This is a genomic window from Nguyenibacter vanlangensis (genome assembly GCF_038719015.1).
Lineage (GTDB): Bacteria > Pseudomonadota > Alphaproteobacteria > Acetobacterales > Acetobacteraceae > Gluconacetobacter > Gluconacetobacter vanlangensis.
On sequence record NZ_CP152276.1, the window covers coordinates 135,868 to 150,560 of the forward strand.

The 14,693-nt window shown below is 69.6% G+C and carries 15 protein-coding genes; 7 read left to right on the forward strand and 8 right to left on the reverse strand.

Features of this window, described 5'->3' with window-relative positions; genetic code table 11:
• The first annotated feature begins 770 nt into the window (after nucleotides 1–770).
• A complete protein-coding gene (locus AAC691_RS00635; protein WP_342628627.1) occupies nucleotides 771–1,439 on the forward strand; it encodes a gluconokinase, GntK/IdnK-type in 669 nt (222 codons plus the stop codon).
• Nucleotides 1,440–1,579: 140 nt separating this feature from the next.
• Here AAC691_RS00635 and AAC691_RS00640 read toward each other — a convergent pair whose 3' ends face one another.
• From AAC691_RS00640 to pip, 3 genes are all read right to left on the reverse strand, one after another.
• Nucleotides 1,580–2,179, reverse strand: a complete 600-nt coding sequence (locus AAC691_RS00640; RefSeq protein ID WP_342628628.1) for a cob(I)yrinic acid a,c-diamide adenosyltransferase — start codon at nucleotides 2,177–2,179, stop codon at nucleotides 1,580–1,582.
• Nucleotides 2,180–2,295: 116 nt separating this feature from the next.
• Nucleotides 2,296–2,910 carry a DUF4142 domain-containing protein gene (locus tag AAC691_RS00645; RefSeq protein WP_342628629.1) on the reverse strand — a complete coding sequence of 205 codons (615 nt, stop codon included), beginning with the start codon at nucleotides 2,908–2,910 and terminating at the stop codon, nucleotides 2,296–2,298.
• A gap of 119 nt (nucleotides 2,911–3,029) precedes the next feature.
• Nucleotides 3,030–3,977: a prolyl aminopeptidase gene (gene pip, locus AAC691_RS00650; RefSeq protein WP_323993635.1), complete on the reverse strand. Its 948-nt coding sequence runs from the start codon at nucleotides 3,975–3,977 to the stop codon at nucleotides 3,030–3,032.
• 44 nt (nucleotides 3,978–4,021) lie between these two features.
• On the opposite strand from pip, the gene AAC691_RS00655 reads away from it, so the two are divergent.
• The gene (locus tag AAC691_RS00655; RefSeq protein ID WP_323990815.1) at nucleotides 4,022–4,456 is read left to right on the forward strand and encodes a DUF423 domain-containing protein; all 435 of its coding nucleotides are present in this window, start codon (nucleotides 4,022–4,024) and stop codon (nucleotides 4,454–4,456) included.
• A complete protein-coding gene (locus AAC691_RS00660; protein ID WP_342628630.1) occupies nucleotides 4,453–5,505 on the forward strand; it encodes an SAM-dependent methyltransferase in 1,053 nt (350 codons plus the stop codon). The genes AAC691_RS00655 and AAC691_RS00660 overlap by 4 nt, the downstream gene beginning before the upstream one ends.
• Here the strand turns inward: AAC691_RS00660 and AAC691_RS00665 are convergent.
• Nucleotides 5,488–5,802: a hypothetical protein gene (locus tag AAC691_RS00665; RefSeq protein ID WP_342628631.1), complete on the reverse strand. Its 315-nt coding sequence runs from the start codon at nucleotides 5,800–5,802 to the stop codon at nucleotides 5,488–5,490. The two genes, AAC691_RS00660 and AAC691_RS00665, sit on opposite strands and share 18 nt — an antisense overlap.
• 160 nt (nucleotides 5,803–5,962) lie before the next feature.
• On the opposite strand from AAC691_RS00665, the gene AAC691_RS00670 reads away from it, so the two are divergent.
• Complete coding sequence (locus tag AAC691_RS00670; protein WP_176640587.1) at nucleotides 5,963–6,484, forward strand: thioredoxin family protein; 522 nt, start codon at nucleotides 5,963–5,965, stop codon at nucleotides 6,482–6,484.
• Nucleotides 6,485–6,542: 58 nt separating this feature from the next.
• Here AAC691_RS00670 and AAC691_RS00675 read toward each other — a convergent pair whose 3' ends face one another.
• The 4 genes from AAC691_RS00675 to AAC691_RS00690 form a co-directional block, all read right to left on the reverse strand.
• A complete protein-coding gene (locus AAC691_RS00675) occupies nucleotides 6,543–8,231 on the reverse strand; it encodes a M3 family oligoendopeptidase (protein WP_342628632.1) in 1,689 nt (562 codons plus the stop codon).
• A gap of 55 nt (nucleotides 8,232–8,286) precedes the next feature.
• Nucleotides 8,287–9,285 carry an LLM class flavin-dependent oxidoreductase gene (locus AAC691_RS00680; RefSeq protein WP_342628633.1) on the reverse strand — a complete coding sequence of 333 codons (999 nt, stop codon included), beginning with the start codon at nucleotides 9,283–9,285 and terminating at the stop codon, nucleotides 8,287–8,289.
• Between the two features lie 22 nt (nucleotides 9,286–9,307).
• Nucleotides 9,308–11,227: an OPT family oligopeptide transporter gene (locus AAC691_RS00685; protein WP_342628634.1), complete on the reverse strand. Its 1,920-nt coding sequence runs from the start codon at nucleotides 11,225–11,227 to the stop codon at nucleotides 9,308–9,310.
• Nucleotides 11,228–11,294: 67 nt separating this feature from the next.
• Nucleotides 11,295–11,885 (reverse strand): hypothetical protein, encoded by a 591-nt coding sequence (locus AAC691_RS00690; protein WP_342628635.1) that lies wholly within the window; start codon nucleotides 11,883–11,885, stop codon nucleotides 11,295–11,297.
• Nucleotides 11,886–12,142: 257 nt separating this feature from the next.
• On the opposite strand from AAC691_RS00690, the gene ispH reads away from it, so the two are divergent.
• The 3 genes from ispH to rnhA are packed head-to-tail and all read left to right on the forward strand — an operon-like array spanning nucleotide 12,143 to nucleotide 14,681.
• Nucleotides 12,143–13,141 carry a 4-hydroxy-3-methylbut-2-enyl diphosphate reductase gene (gene ispH, locus AAC691_RS00695; RefSeq protein ID WP_342630097.1) on the forward strand — a complete coding sequence of 333 codons (999 nt, stop codon included), beginning with the start codon at nucleotides 12,143–12,145 and terminating at the stop codon, nucleotides 13,139–13,141.
• Between the two features lie 15 nt (nucleotides 13,142–13,156).
• Nucleotides 13,157–14,185, forward strand: a complete 1,029-nt coding sequence (locus AAC691_RS00700) for a homoserine kinase (RefSeq protein WP_342628636.1) — start codon at nucleotides 13,157–13,159, stop codon at nucleotides 14,183–14,185.
• The gene (gene rnhA / locus AAC691_RS00705; protein WP_342628637.1) at nucleotides 14,175–14,681 is read left to right on the forward strand and encodes a ribonuclease HI; all 507 of its coding nucleotides are present in this window, start codon (nucleotides 14,175–14,177) and stop codon (nucleotides 14,679–14,681) included. Before AAC691_RS00700 ends, rnhA begins: the two co-directional genes overlap by 11 nt.
• Nucleotides 14,682–14,693: the final 12 nt, after the last annotated feature.

Below are 14,693 nucleotides of genomic sequence, written 5' to 3' on the forward strand. Positions count from 1 at the left end.
GTGGGATCACGGTGCGTGACGCCTGAATCACTGATTCCGGTGTGTCGTGGCCACAGATCATACGGTTCTTTTGAACCTTGAACCGCTGCGGCCACGTGCTTGGCTAGGGGCGAGCACTTCAACGCCTGCCCTGTACGAATCCGGGCACGAAGCCGGACGTCGGGAGGCGAGTTGCCCTAATGATTCTTTTCTACACCGTTTCTCTAAGAAAATGCAAGGCCGTTATGACCGAAATTCTTGGGTTTTCGGGCGCGGGAGCCGCCAAATATGTGCAGATTGTCATCTGCGGGCAATTTGTTGCAGTCGGTGGTTCATGGTCTCGTTCCGTCTTTACGGGCGCGTCATGGACAATGCGCGGCCGGATGTAGGTGCGTATGTAAACGATGCGTGTCTTGTGGAACGGCAGGGCGGCCCTGTGCAATGAAAGGCGGGCATCGGGCGGAAATTCCGGGTGGTCATATGCATCGCCGTGATGCGATTACCTGGATGTCCGCTGATCTATACATGATCTGTCCATGGATCGGGGGTCGTCGTCATGGCCAGTCCGGTGTGCCCAGGGACGTGGCGGCCGGGATGGGCAGGGTCACTTTTGGGTGACAATCGCGCCTAGCGCTTGCCCTGTCCGGCGGGGAGGGACACCACTATGCGGGTCGGTCCGGCGCCCCCGGGGGGATGCCCTCGGTTCGGGCGGCCTTGCCCTTCGGTTCGCCTGGGGCTTCATCGCGGCGGAAGACACTTAGAAGACGAGCAAGCAGGGAAATACGTCCATTATGTCACAGCATGCCCCCTTGAGCGCGTCCGCAGCGCCGCGCGCCTTTCCGACCGTTCCGCTGGCCCGGGCTTCCGAGCGCCTGAAACAGGTCGGGGCACCGCGCGTCCTGGTCGTCATGGGGGTGTCCGGGTCGGGAAAATCCACTCTGGCGCAATTGCTGGCCCGGCGGGTCGGCTGGCCCATCGTCGAGGGCGACGAACTGCATCCGGAGGCGAACATCGCCAAGATGAGCGCCGGCATTCCGCTGACCGACGCCGACCGGGCGCCATGGCTGGAGAAGATCGGCGCGGTGGCGCGCGACTGGCTGCAGGGCGGCGGGTGCGGGATCGTGACCTGTTCGTCGCTGAAGCGGCGCTATCGCGATGTGATCACCGGCGGCGATGCGCGGGTGTGCTTCGTCTATCTGAAGGGCCGGCCTGAGGATATCGCGCCGCGTCTGGGCCAGCGGACCGGGCATTTCATGCCGGCCTCGATGCTGACCAGCCAGTTCGCGGCCCTGGAAGAGCCCGACGATTCCGAGGTGCTGCTGGAACTGGACGTCACCGCCAGCCGGACCAGCCTGGTCGAGGCGGCCTATGAGACGTTGCTTGAGCTGGCGACGCCCGACCATCCGCTGTGCCGGCCGGCGGATGGTCGGGCCATCGCGCCGAAGGCCGCGCTGGGATAAGGGCGCCGGGCTGGTTTCCGGGGCCAGAGCAGATCCCGTTCAAACGGACTCGTTTGAACGGATGATGCTCGACGAAATAACAATATAGAGCATTTCCAGTATAGAGCATTTCCAGTGAACCGGAGTTCAGTGGACATGCTCTAGCCTTGTGAGGCGCTGCCGGGGACCCAGAGGATGTCGGCGCGTCCGTCATCGTTGAGGTGGCGGCCCAGCACGAACAGGTAATCCGACAGCCGGTTGAGGCAGCGCAGCACCGAGGGGCTGATCGGGGCGTCGTGACGCAGGGCGGCGACCCGCCGTTCGGCGCGGCGGACCACGGTGCGGGCCAGGTGGGCGTGGGCCGCGCCCGGCGTGCCGGCGGGCAGGACGAAGCTGCGCAGCGGTTCCTGGCCGGCGCGCAATTGTTCGGTCGCCTGTTCGATAAAGGCGACCGCCGCGTCGCCGCCCCGGAAATTGTCGGACGTGCCGGCCGAGGATTCCGTTTCGGGGGATTCCGTTTCGGGCACGCACAGCATGCCGCCGATATCGAACAGCAGCGATTGCAGGCGTGCGAGCGTGGCGTCCAGCGGCGAGGCGGGCGGGACGTGCAGGCGCAGTACGCCGATCGTGGCATTGGCCTCGTCCACCGTGCCCAGGGCCTCGATCCTGGGACAGGATTTATCCACCCGCGTGCCGTCGCCCAGGGCGGTCTGTCCGGAATCGCCGCCCCGGGTGATGATGCGATCGATCCTGATGTTCATGCGCGCAATGCCTTTCGGCCGGAGGATGGAACCGGGGGAAAGCGCTCTTGCGGCGTCACGTGCCGAAGCGACGGTCCCCCGGCTGGCGTTCTCCCCGGCCGGCACGCGCCGCTTCTTCAGTGGTGGTGCCGGTCATGATGACGTTTGTGTTGGACCAGGGCGGTCGCCATGTCCAGATGCGACTGGATGACGGGGGCCGTGTCGGCGGCATAGGATTTCAGCGCCGGGTCGGTAGCGTTTCGGGCCGCGGTCTGGAACAGGGGCAGGGCCTCGCGATGGCCTTCGATCTGGATATGGATGAAATCATGGTCGAAGGCCCGGCCCTTTTCCGTCTTCAGCCTGTTCAGCACGTCGTTTTCATCCGACGTGAGATCGGTCGGCAGAGTCGCGCCGTGCTGGTCCGCGATGGTGCCGAGCCTGTCCCGGTTCGCCGTATGGTCGGTGCCCGTGCGGGTCGCGTAGGACTTGATCTTCGGATTGGCGGATTGGCTGGCGGCAAGCTGGGAGATGGCGATTTCGAAGGTGTCGATGTGGGCGGCCTTGCCGACGAAATCGGCGTCGGCCTCGGCGAAGGGCGGCGGCGGAGGGGGCGCCGGCGGGGGCTTGGGCTGCGTGGCGCAGGCGGCCAGGGGCAGCAGGGCGACCCAGGTCCATCGCAGTGGGATCCATCGCGGCGAGGCCCATCGCGGAGCGGGCCATTTGGGAGAGGGACGGCGTGCATATGAGTTCATTGTCGTGGGCCCGTTATTGTGATTATGGGTCGTCGTGACGAGGCGAACGCCGAGCGAACGCGCCGCGCACGGCGCGGTTCGGCCGGTATTATGTCTCGCGGCGTGCGCGGGGGCGTTCGTCATGCGTCGCGGAACTCTTCCACGCAGGCGATCAGGCGGCGGCGGATGCCGGGTTCCAGGGCGGAATGGCCGGCGTCGGGGACCAGGCTGAGGGTCGCGCGCGGCCAGAGGCGCGACAGGTCCCATGCCGACTGGCTGGGGCAGACCATGTCGTAGCGGCCCTGGACGATGTGACCGGGGATATGCGCGATGCGCGCCATGCCCGCCAGCAATCCCCCGGGCGGCAGGAACAGGTCGTGGCGGAAATAATGGGCTTCGATCCGCGCCAGGCCGACGACGGCGCGGTCGTGCACGAAGCCGGTGACCAGGGACGGGGCGGGGATCAGGGTGGAGCACGTGCCCTCGTAGGACGCCCAGGCGCGGGATGCGGGCAGGTGGATGGCCGGGTCCGGGTCGAACAGCAGGCGGCAATAGCCGGCCAGCGGGTCGTTCCGGTCCTGTTCGGGCAGGTGGGACAGGAAGGCGGCGTGGGCGTCGGGGAAGACATGGGCCAGCCCGTGGAAGAACCAGTCCAGTTCGCGCGGGCGGCCCAGGAAGATGCCGCGCAGGATCATGGCGCGTACCCGTTCGGGGTGGGCCTGGGCATAGGCCAGCGCGAGGGTCGAGCCCCATGAGCCGCCGAAGAGCAGCCAGTCCGCGATGTTCAGGTGGCGGCGCAGCATTTCGATGTCGGCCAGCAGGTGCGGCGTGGTGTTGGCGGCGACCGACGCGTGGGGACGCGAGCGGCCGGCGCCGCGCTGGTCGAACAGGACGATGCGCCAATGGTCGGGGTCGAAGAAGCGGCGATGCACCGCGCCGGCGCCGGCGCCCGGGCCGCCATGCAGGAACAGCACGGTCCGTCCGGACGGGTTGCCGGCCTGTTCCCAATAGAGTTCGTGCCCATCGCCGACGGCGAGGAAGCCGCTGTCGAAGGGCGCGATGTCGGGAAACAGGTCGTAGCGTGGCATGGGGCGACTATACGGCATGCGGGCAGTGCGGGTAGATGTCCGTCATGATGTCTTCGCCTGCTTCCACCCCTGCTGCCCCCCCTGCTGCTATTGCGGCGCGGCCGTGCGCGGCGCGGTTTTTCCAGGTGGCCGGGGGTGTGCTCGGCCTGCTGTCGGTGGCCGGCGGCGCGCTGGTCGCGCACCTGCCCGATGCGATGTTCGCCCCGGCCGGCCGCGCGCTGGCGCGCGAGGCGGTGGAGATGGGGATGTGGCACGCGCCTGTCCTGCTGGTGGTCGGGCTGCTGGCGGGCCGGGATGGCGGGCGGCGCCGGCTGCTGTTGCTGGCGGGCGGCGGGTTCGTGGCGGGGGCGGTGCTGTTCTGCGGCGCGGTCGCCTGGACCGGGGTGACGGGGCGGCATCCGGGGCCGGTGGCGCCGACCGGTGGCAGCCTGCTGATGCTGGCCTGGCTGATGCTGGTGCTGGACGGCGTGCGGCGATGAGCGGGAGCGGTGCCGAGATCCGGGACATCCGGGCGAAGCAGGGGATTGCCCTGCCGGACGGGGCGGGCGCGGCCTGTGGCGCGGCCTATCTGGCGGCCGAGGGGTTCGAGGAGGCGCTGACCGAGGAATTGCGCCGCAAGGGCGTGCGCGTGACGGGGTGGCACGGGCGGCTGGCGCTGTCGCCCGACGTGCCGGTCGAGGCGGCCTGGGCGCTGGATACCTGGCTGGAGCCCGAGATCCACCCGATCGCCTCGATCGGGGCGGCGGCCGCGCTGCTGCGCGGACGGCAGCGCAACTGGGCGTGCCATGCGGTGCTGCATCATCGCCGGGCGGCGCTGATCGCCGAGCGGCTGCCGCCGGTCTCGGCGCGGAAGCTGGTCTTTCCCGCGGCCGCGCCGGGCGGGCATCTGGGGGCGTGGACCCTGCTGGCACCGGACCGGATGCTGCTGTCGGCGCGCAAATCCTCGCCCTTCGTGAACGGGGCGGCGCAGTTCGTCGAGGACCGGGAGGGGCCACCCTCGCGCGCCTATCTGAAATTATGGGAGGCCTGTGCCCGGCTGGGGCGCTGGCCGGTGCCGGGCGAACGCTGCGTCGATCTGGGCGCGGCGCCGGGGGGATGGACCTGGGTGGTGGCACGATGCGGTGCCGAGATCGTCGCGGTGGACCGCGCCGAACTGGCCCCGGAGGTGGCTGCGATGCCGGGGGTACGGTCCCTGCGGGGCAGCGCGTTCGGGATCGCGCCCGAGGAACTGGGGCCGGTGGATTGGCTGTTTTCGGATATCATCGCCTATCCGCCGCGTCTGCTGGCGCTGGCACGGCGATGGATCGCGGCGGGGATGGCGCGGCGGATCGTGCTGACCATCAAGTTCCAGGGCGAGACCGATCATGAGACCGCCGAGGCCTTTGCCGCGATCCCGGGCGGATCGGTGCGGCATCTGTGGCACAACAAGCACGAGCTGACATTCTTCTGGGACCGGGACGCGGCGGGGGATGCAGGGGCGGGTTCGGCCGCGGGCGGCGCGTCGCCGGGATCAGTTCCCGGTCCGTAATCCCGCGCGGCGGGCGCGGAGCCGGTCCACCGCCCATTCGCCGGCCTGGACGAGGGGGAGGGCCACCAGGAAGCAGGCGACGGTGACGCCCATCAGGATCAGCCGCTCGCGCTGCAGGGCGTCGGATGCGCCGGCCAGGCTGTACAGGGCGCTCCACAGGCGGGTGCCGGCAATGTGATCGACCCAGTGCGCGACCGTGGCGCTGTAGCGCAGGCTGGCCATCAGGCCGGCCGTCAGCGCGACCAGGGCGGCGGTCTTGGCCAAGGTGCGGGTGATGCTGGGCGGGGACTCTGTCATCCGGGGGCGGTTCCTTCTGTCCTGATGTCCTGTCGGCGGAGTTGTATGGCGGATGACGCCTGTGGTCCATCTTGACGGGATATTATCGCTCGTTCATTCCCGCCGTTATCTTGCTCCATTTGCCTTTTCTGCCCTTTCTAATCGATGGACCCGGAACATCATGAAACTGCGCCGCCTGCTTTCCGCCGCAATCCTGCCCGCCATGCTGCTGGGCGTGCTGTCCACGCCCGCCCTGGCGGAACTGCCGCCGACGCCGAAGGTGGGGCACGCGGTGCCGCACCCCGTCGCCGCGCCCTATGGCCCGCCGGAGGGCGCCCAGGCGCAGGTCGATGAAGCGTTCGCCAGGGCGCGGGCGTCGGGCAGGAACGTGCTGATCGATTTCGGCGGGAACTGGTGCCCCGATTGCCGCATGCTGGCGGGTGTTCTGGCGCTGCCGACCGTGGCCCCCTGGGTGGCCGCGAGCTTCGAGCGGGTGAACGTCAATGTCGGGCATATCGACACCAATCTGGACATCGCGCAGAAATATGGCGTGACGATCAAGGCGGTGCCGACCGTACTGATCGTTACCCCCAAGGGGCAGGTGCTGAATCCGGATGGGGCGCTGGCGCTGGGCGATGCGCGGCGCATGTCGGCCCAGGCGGTGGTCGACCTGCTGGCCGGCTGGGACACGCGGGGGCATTGAAGCCCCCGCCATTCATTTCCGCGCCGTCACGCCGCGTCATCCGGCCCGCCGGCCTGTTTCAGCGCATCTGCAGGTAATTTTCCGCCTCGGCCACGATATCGGTCAGGGTGCCCGGGGCGAACGGGCTTTCGAGCCCGGCGGCGGCCAGCAATCCGGTAAAGGGCTGGGCGCCCCCCAGCGCGCAGAGGTCGGTGTAGGTCGCCATCGTGCCGTGCCGGTCCTTGCGGGCGCGCAGCCAGAACTGCATCGCGCAGCATAGGGCCAGCGCATAGTCGATGTAATAGAAGGGCGAGCGGTAGATATGGCCCTGGGCCTGCCACCGGCCGCCCTTGGCCGGCCATGCCAGGTCGCCCCAGTCGCGCCAGGGCATGTAGAGCCGTTCGAGCTGCAGCCAGGTCGCGTGCCGATCCTGGGGCGACATGTCCGGGCGGGCATAGACCTCATGCTGGAAATGATCGACGCAGGCCCCATAGGGCAGGAAGGTCAGGGCGCCGATCAGGTGGGCGCGGCGGAACCGCTCGGCCGCGCCGTCCTCGACCATCAGGTCGATATGGGGCCAGGTGAGGAATTCCAGCGCCATGGAATTGATCTCGGCGGCCTCCATGGTCGGCCAGAGCAGGTCGATCCCGGGCAGGTCGCGGCTTTTCCAGTTCTGGTAGGCGTGGCCCATTTCGTGCGTGAAGACGGCGATGTCGTGCGGCGTGCCGTTGAAATTGGCGAAGATGAACGGCATGCCGATGCTGGGGAAGGCGGTGCAGAACCCGCCCCCGGCCTTGCCCGGGCGGTTCTGCAGGTCGAGATAGCCGCCCTGGACCATCCCGGCATAGAACGGACCCAGATCGCCGCCCATGCGGTCGAACATGGTCCGGGCGCGTTCGAGCAGCAGGTCGTGGCCGCCGGCCGGACGGGGATTGCCCAGCGGGTCGATCAGCGGCTCGTCCCATGCGCGAAGCCGGTCCCAGTTCATGGTCAGGCGGCGATTTTCCATGATGGCCGCGACCAGGGGGACCACATGGGCGCGGATTTCGTCGCGGAAGCGCGCGACGTCCTGGGGGCCGTAATCGACCCGGCGCATCCGGCGATAGCCCAGCGCCACGTAATTGTCGTAGCCGAGTGTCCTGGCCATGCCGTCGCGGACGTGGACCAGGCGGTCATAGAGCGTGTCCAACTGCGCGCCATGGCCGGCGAAGACGTCCCAGCGCGCGCGTTCCGCCTGGTGGCGGACGGTGCGGTCGAGATCCTCGGCGAACGGGGCGAGGCCGGAGAGATTGACCGTGCGGTCGCCGATCGTCACCCGGGCGGCGGCCAGCAGGGCGGTATAGTCGGCGGCCAGGCGGGATTCTTCCTCGAGCGCCGGGCGCAGGCGCGTATCGAAGGTGGTGATGTCGGTTTCCCACAGCCGGACGGTATGCGTGCCCACGGCATGCAGCAGCCCGGCGCGGTTGGGATCGTCCAGCAGGCGGCGCTTGATGCCGACCTCGTGCTCGGTCACCAGGGGGGTCAGGCCGTCGGCCAGTTCGCGGTCGGCGCGGGCCTGGGCCGAGCCGGTATCCTGCGCGAAGCGGAGCGCCACCATGGACGCCCAGCTTTCGTAGGCGCGGCGTTCGGTATCGAACAGCGCCAGCGCGCCGTCACGCTGACCGGCATCGAGCAGGGCGTTCACCGCGCCGAAGGCCCGGGTCAGGCTTTCGGCGGTGGGGGCAGGGAAAGCGAGATCTTTGAACGGGATGCAGAATGGGATAGGCATGGGCGGATCATCGCACCGGCGATGCGGGCCGTCCATCGTTCCGTGTCAGCTCATGTCAGCCCGTGTCGGCCAATTGCCGGTGGGCGGCGGCGGCGAGGGAGAAGGAGTGCAGCCGGGCCGCGTGGTCGTGGATGGCGCCGACCAGCATCAGTTCGTCGGGGCGGTGGCGGGCGATGAAGCGCGCGAGGCCCGCGCGCAGCGTATCGGGACCGCCGACCACGGCGCAGGCCAGGGCGCGTTCGACGCCGGCGCGTTCCATCTGGCTCCATAGCCCCTCGGTCGAGGCGACGGGCGGCGGAAACTGGCCTGGCATGCCGCGGCGCAGGGCCACGAATTGCTGCTGGTGCGAGGTGAAGAGCATGCGGGCGGCGTCGTCGCTGTCGGCGGCGATCACGTTCAGCCCCAGCATGACATAGGGCTGCGCCAGCCGGGGCGAGGGGGTGAAGAGCTGGCGGTAGAGGGTGACGGCCTGTTCCATCTGGTCGGGCGCGAAATGCGACGCGAAGGCGAAGGGCAGGCCGAGATGGGCCGCAAGCTGGGCCGAGAACAGGGAGGAGCCCAGGAGCCAGACCGGGATGTCCAGCCCGGCGCCGGGAACGGCCCGTACGCGCTGGCCGGGGACGGGTTCGTCGAAATAATGCAGCAGTTCGACGACGTCCTGCGGGAAGCGGTCGGCGCTGGCGGGGTCGCGCCGCAGCGCGCGCATGGTTTCCTGGTCCGAGCCGGGGGCGCGGCCCAGCCCCAGGTCGATCCGGCCGGGGAAGAGGCTTTCCAGCGTGCCGAACTGTTCGGCCACGGTCAGCGGCGCATGGTTGGGCAGCATGATGCCGCCGGCGCCGACGCGGATGCTGCGCGTGCCCGCCGCCAGATGGCCGATCAGCACCGCGGTCGCGGCCGAGGCGATGCCCGGCATGGCATGGTGTTCGGCCACCCAGTAGCGGTGAAACCCCAGAGCCTCGGCATGGCGGGCTAGGTCGAGGCTGTTGGCGAAGGCGGCGGCGGCGGTGCTGTCGCGGACGATCAGCGACAGGTCGAGGATCGAGAAGGGAATCACCGGGATGGGACCTCCTGAGATGTCATTCGCGCCGGATCGAGCGTCCGAACCAGATGCATATGGCGACGAAGACCAGGAATCCCAGTAATTTCGGCACGTCGCCGGCATGGGACGGCAGGATCGAGAGCGTGTCGTCGCGCCCGGTGGCGCCGGCGACCGCGGCGAGCAGCACGCCGGTCAGGCTTTCGCCGACGATGAAGCCCGAGGCCAGCATGGTGCCGATGCCGGTTTCGGCCCGGAGCGCGGGGCGGCCGCGGGTGCTGATCCAACCGATGACGGCGCCGATGGCGAGCGTGACGCTGACCGAGGGCGGGAGATACAGGCCGATGCCGACGGCGAGCGGCGGCAGCGCCGCGCCGCGCCGGCGCAGCAGCAGGTCAGCCGCGATCAGCACGACGCCAAGGGTGGCGCCCAGCGTGATCATCGTCCAGTCCAGCCGGTGCAGGAAGATGCCGTTGACGAGGGTGACCAGCAGGGCCGGCTGCGGCGCCGCCAGGGCGTGGGCGGGGTCCATGCCCGGGCGGGGCAGGGCGCCGACGAAGCCGTACGCCTGGTAGAGCAGCTCCAGCACCGGCGGGATGACCACGGCGCCGCTGACGCAGCCGACCAGCAGGGCGGCCTGCTGGCGCCAGGGGGAGGCGCCGACCAACTGGCCGGTCTTGAGGTCCTGGAGATTGTCGTTGGAAATCGCCGACGAGGCGACGATGGCCGACAGCACGAACAGTGCGAAGGCGACCGCCAGCCGCTGGCCGCCGGCGGAGAATTCGGCCGGCATCCAGCCCAGCCGTTCGAGCCCGAGCAGGAAGGCGGCGATCATGACGGTGGCGATGATCGCGATGCCGGACAGCGGCGAGGAGGACGAGCCGACGATGCCGGCCATGTAGCCGCAGGCCGCCGCGACCAGGAAGCCGAACAGCCCGCAGAACAGGGTGGCGGCGAGGGCCGCGGCGAGCATGCCGCGCGCGTCCGCCGTTCCCGGCAGCAGGAAGGCCGCGAACAGGCCGAACAGCACGCCCAGGGACAGCAGGGTCAGCAGCGCCAGGGTGCGGGGGGAGAGGTCGCGGTGACGGTCGCCGTCGCCGACCGACCGGCCGGCGCGCAGCATGTCGCGGATGCCGGCGGCGACGGGGCGGGCCAGCGCGGCCAGGGTCCAGACGGCGGCGACGGCGATCGTGCCCGCGCCCATGAAGCGGACCTTCTGCGCCCAGAGCTGGGTCGCGTAATCGGCGGCCGGCAAATGGGCGGTATTGGGCAGCAGCAGGCTGAGCACCGGCACCGCGGCGCCCCAGGCGATGACGGCGCCGGCGAGCATGGCGATGCCGCCCGCGATGCCGACCAGGTAGCCCGCGCCGAGCAGCGCCAGCGAGAAGCCGGCCGAGGCGCGGAAGACCGCGCCGCCCCAGACCGCGGTCGCCGACGCGCCGTCGGCCAGCACCCGTAGCCCGCCAGTGGCGAGCGTGACCACCGCCGAGACCAGGCCGCCGGTCATGAGCGCCTGCAGGCTTTCGGGACTGCCGCTGTCCGAGCCGGCCTTGAGGATTTCGGCCGCTGCGACGCCCTCGGGGTAGGGCAGGCTGCTGTGCGTCACCATCGCCCGGCGCAGCGGCACGGTGAACAGCACGCCGGTCATGCCGCCGGCCAGCGAGAGCAGCATGACCTGAAAATAGGGGAAATGCTGCCAATAGCCGATCAGCACCAGGCACGGGAACGAGATGAACACGCAGGACAGCGTCCCGGCCGCCGAGGCCTGGGTCTGGACCAGGTTGTTTTCCAGGATCGTGCCGCCGCCCAGCGCCCGCAGCACCGACATCGAGATCACGGCCGCCGGGATCGACGAGGCGACCGTCAGCCCGATCTTGAGCCCGAGATAGACGTTCGAGGCCGTGAAGACGACGGTGATGAGCGCGCCCAGGATCAGGCCCCGCACGGTCATTTCGCGCATGCGGGCCGATGCGGGAGCCGATGGGGGGGCCGGTGCGGGTGTGATGGCTGTCATATCCGCTTCGGGATCAGAGCGGGTGGAAGGCGGGGGCGAGCAGGTGGGCGCGATTATAGTCGAGCTGCGCGCGGGTGAGCTGGAAGCCGACCTCGATATGATAGCTGTCGACCGTGACGTGGTGCCCGATGGGCAGCGTGATCGGGACGATATGGGTGAAGATGTGCGTCTCGGTCACGTTGGGCGGGAAGGTGACGGTTTCGACGAACTGCTTCTTGCTCTTGATCTCGCCGTCCTGGACGACCGCGATGAAATACGGAATGTCCACCGCGTGGCCGGTCGCGGGGCCCCGGCTGACGGTCAGGCCCAGGCTGATGTCGGTGACGATGTCATGGGTGTGCCGGCCGGCGGCGCGGCAACTGCCGCTGACGCGGGTCAGGCTGGCGCGGGCGACCAGGTGGCCGACATCGTGCGTCTCGCCATCGTAGGCCGCCAGGTCGGCGGCGGGGCCCGGGACCTCGACGAGCGGGCAGGCGGGGGCGAAGGCGTTCGGATTGTCGGCGTCGCAGGCAGTCAGCAGAATCGCGAGCGGCAGGAGCGCCAGGCCGCAGAGAAGGGCGGGACGGCGGGGGCGGCGCGGGCCGGTCGGAATGACGATGGTCATGCTGGGGTCCGGGGTCTCGTTTTCTCGGTCAGGTTGCGGGCGGCCGTGGGGACGGATGGTCCGCGGCGTGTGTTTCTGTGGCGTCGGTCGGACGGGTATGTCCAAATGCGCCGGAGTCGCAGGAAAATGGCTTGCGCCATGTCCCTGCTTTGCGTAGGGCCGAACCAGCATCGGGATGCAGCGGCCGGCCGGAGGCTGCCCTCGGCCCGTATCCTATACCGCCCGCCGGACGTTTGGGGAACACCATGCCAGATCAGATGATTCACACGCCCGATCCCGCCCCGGCCCTGGAATCGGCCGACGCGCCGACCCGGTCGCTGAAGGTCCTGCTGGCCGGTCCGCGCGGGTTCTGCGCCGGTGTCGACCGGGCGATCCGGGTGGTCGAGGAGGCGATCCGCCGCTATGGCGCGCCGGTCTATGTCCGGCACGAGATCGTCCATAACCGTACGGTGGTCGAGGCGCTGGAGGCGCAGGGGGCGATCTTCGTCGAGGAACTGGACGAGGTGCCGGCCGACGGTCATGTCGTCTTTTCCGCCCATGGCGTGCCCAAGAGCGTGCCGGCCGAGGCCGAGCGGCGCAACCTGCTGTATCTGGACGCGACCTGCCCGCTGGTATCGAAGGTGCATCGCGAGGCCGAGCGCCATTTCGCCGATGGCGGCCCGGAGAGCCGGCATATCCTGATGATCGGCCATGCCGGGCATCCGGAGGTGGTCGGCACGATGGGCCAGTTGCCGCAGGGGGCGGTGACCCTGATCAATGATGCCGAGGAGGCCCGCACCGTGCGGCCGGCCGACCCGGCGCGCCTGGCCTTCATTACCCAGACCACGCTGTCGGTCGACGACACAGCCGAGATCGTCGAGATCCTGCGCCGCCGCTTTCCGCTGATCGAAGGGCCGAAGCGCGAGGATATCTGCTATGCCACGACCAACCGGCAGGAAGCGGTGAAGGCGATCGCGCCGGGCTGCGACCTGGTGATCGTGATCGGTTCGCCGAATTCGTCGAACTCGCAGCGCCTGCGTGAGGTGGCGGAGCGCTCGGGCGCGCCGCGCGCCCTGCTGGTGCCGCGCCTGGGCGACCTGGACTGGTCGGTGCTGGACGGGGTGAGCACGCTGGGGATCACCGCCGGCGCGTCGGCGCCCGAGGCGCTGGTGCAGGAGATGGTGGCGGCGCTGGCCAAGCGCTTTACGCTGGAAATCGAGGAACGGACGGTCAAGGAAGAGAACGTGATCTTCCGCCTGCCGGCGCCGCTGGGCTGAACAGAACCCGCTTGCATGGCTGTCTATACGGATGTGTCCGACGAGGCGTTGCGCGCATTTCTGTCGGCGTACGATATCGGGGCGCTGACGGCGTTTCGCGGCATCGCCGAAGGGGTCGAGAACAGTAATTTCGTCCTGCGCACCACGGGGGGCACCACGGGAGGCGCCGCAGGGAACGCCAAAGGGGGCGTTGCGGGGAGCGACTTTATCCTGACCCTGTACGAGCGGCGGGTGAATCCCGAGGACCTGCCCTGGTTCCTGGGGCTGATGGGGTATCTGTCCGACCATGGCCTGTCCTGTCCGCGCCCGGTGGCGGCGCGGGACGGGGCGGCGCTGCGCGTGCTGGCCGGGCGGCCGGCGGCGATCACCACTTTCCTGCCCGGCGTCTGGCCGCGCGCGGTGACGGAAGCGCATTGCGGGCCGGTCGGCGCCGCGCTGGCCCGGCTGCATCTGGCCGGGCAGGGATATGACGCCGTGCGCCCCAATGCCTTGGGCCCCGGATCCTGGCCGGGCCTGCTGGATTCCTGCCGGAGGGACGGCGATTCGGTGCAGCCGGGGCTGGTGGCCGAGCTGGATGCGGCGCTGGCGGAGATCCTGCCGGCCTGGCCGGCGCCGGGCGCGCTGCCGCGCGGGCAGATCCATGCCGACCTGTTTCCGGACAATGTCTTCTTTCTGGACGGCGCGGTGTCCGGAATCATCGATTTCTATTTCGCCTGCACCGACATCCTGGCGTACGACGTCGCGATCTGCCTGAACGCCTGGTGCTTCGACGCGCAGGGGCGGTTCGACGCGGCGCGGTCGCGCGCGCTGATCGCGGGGTACGAATCGGTTCGGCCGCTGGGTGAGGCGGAGCGCGCGGCGCTGCCGGTGCTGGCGGCAGGGGCCGCGATGCGGTTCCTGCTGACCCGGCTGTATGATTGGGTGAACACGCCGGCCGGCGCGATGGTGACGCGCAAGGATCCGCTGGATTACCTGCCGCGCCTGCGGTTCCATCGCGCGGCATCGGCGGGCGCGTTGCCGGGGGCGGCGGATCATGGTTTCTGACACCGAGCGGCCGGCCGAGGCGGATGCCGAGACGGATCTGTCGCTGGTCGAGATCTGGACCGACGGGGGGTGCAAGCCCAATCCGGGGCCGGGCGGCTGGGCGGCGCTGCTGAAATTCCGGGGCAGCGAGCGTGAGATTTCGGGCGGCGCGGCCGAGACCACCAACAACCGCATGGAACTGACGGCGGCGGCCGAGGCGCTGGAGGCGCTGAAGCGTCCGTGCCGGGTGGTGCTGCATACGGACAGCGAATATGTGCGCAACGGCATCACCCGCTGGCATACGGGCTGGGTGCGGCGCAACTGGCGCAACGCCGCGGGCGATCCGGTGGCCAACATGGATCTGTGGCGGCGGCTGCTGGATGTGAGCGCCCGGCACGAGGTGAGCTGGCGCTGGGTGCGCGGCCATTCGGGCGACGAGAATAACGAGCGGGTCGATCGCCTGGCCACCGAGGCGCGCGACGCGCTGGGGGTGGCGTATCCGACGCGCCGGCGCTGAGTCCTGACGGGG

Excerpts from the sequence above, each read along its gene's own strand:
- AAC691_RS00635 (WP_342628627.1), top strand. The coding sequence starts at position 771 with ATGTCACAGCATGCCCCCTTGAGCGCGTCCGCAGCGCCGCGCGCCTTT.
- AAC691_RS00640 (WP_342628628.1), bottom strand. The coding sequence starts at position 2,179 with ATGAACATCAGGATCGATCGCATCATCACCCGGGGCGGCGATTCCGGA.
- AAC691_RS00645 (WP_342628629.1), bottom strand. The coding sequence starts at position 2,910 with ATGAACTCATATGCACGCCGTCCCTCTCCCAAATGGCCCGCTCCGCGA.
- pip (WP_323993635.1), bottom strand. The coding sequence starts at position 3,977 with ATGCCACGCTACGACCTGTTTCCCGACATCGCGCCCTTCGACAGCGGC.
- AAC691_RS00655 (WP_323990815.1), top strand. The coding sequence starts at position 4,022 with ATGATGTCTTCGCCTGCTTCCACCCCTGCTGCCCCCCCTGCTGCTATT.
- AAC691_RS00660 (WP_342628630.1), top strand. The coding sequence starts at position 4,453 with ATGAGCGGGAGCGGTGCCGAGATCCGGGACATCCGGGCGAAGCAGGGG.
- AAC691_RS00665 (WP_342628631.1), bottom strand. The coding sequence starts at position 5,802 with ATGACAGAGTCCCCGCCCAGCATCACCCGCACCTTGGCCAAGACCGCC.
- AAC691_RS00670 (WP_176640587.1), top strand. The coding sequence starts at position 5,963 with ATGAAACTGCGCCGCCTGCTTTCCGCCGCAATCCTGCCCGCCATGCTG.
- AAC691_RS00675 (WP_342628632.1), bottom strand. The coding sequence starts at position 8,231 with ATGCCTATCCCATTCTGCATCCCGTTCAAAGATCTCGCTTTCCCTGCC.
- AAC691_RS00685 (WP_342628634.1), bottom strand. The coding sequence starts at position 11,227 with ATGCGCGAAATGACCGTGCGGGGCCTGATCCTGGGCGCGCTCATCACC.
- AAC691_RS00690 (WP_342628635.1), bottom strand. The coding sequence starts at position 11,885 with ATGACCATCGTCATTCCGACCGGCCCGCGCCGCCCCCGCCGTCCCGCC.
- ispH (WP_342630097.1), top strand. The coding sequence starts at position 12,143 with ATGATTCACACGCCCGATCCCGCCCCGGCCCTGGAATCGGCCGACGCG.
- AAC691_RS00700 (WP_342628636.1), top strand. The coding sequence starts at position 13,157 with ATGGCTGTCTATACGGATGTGTCCGACGAGGCGTTGCGCGCATTTCTG.
- rnhA (WP_342628637.1), top strand. The coding sequence starts at position 14,175 with ATGGTTTCTGACACCGAGCGGCCGGCCGAGGCGGATGCCGAGACGGAT.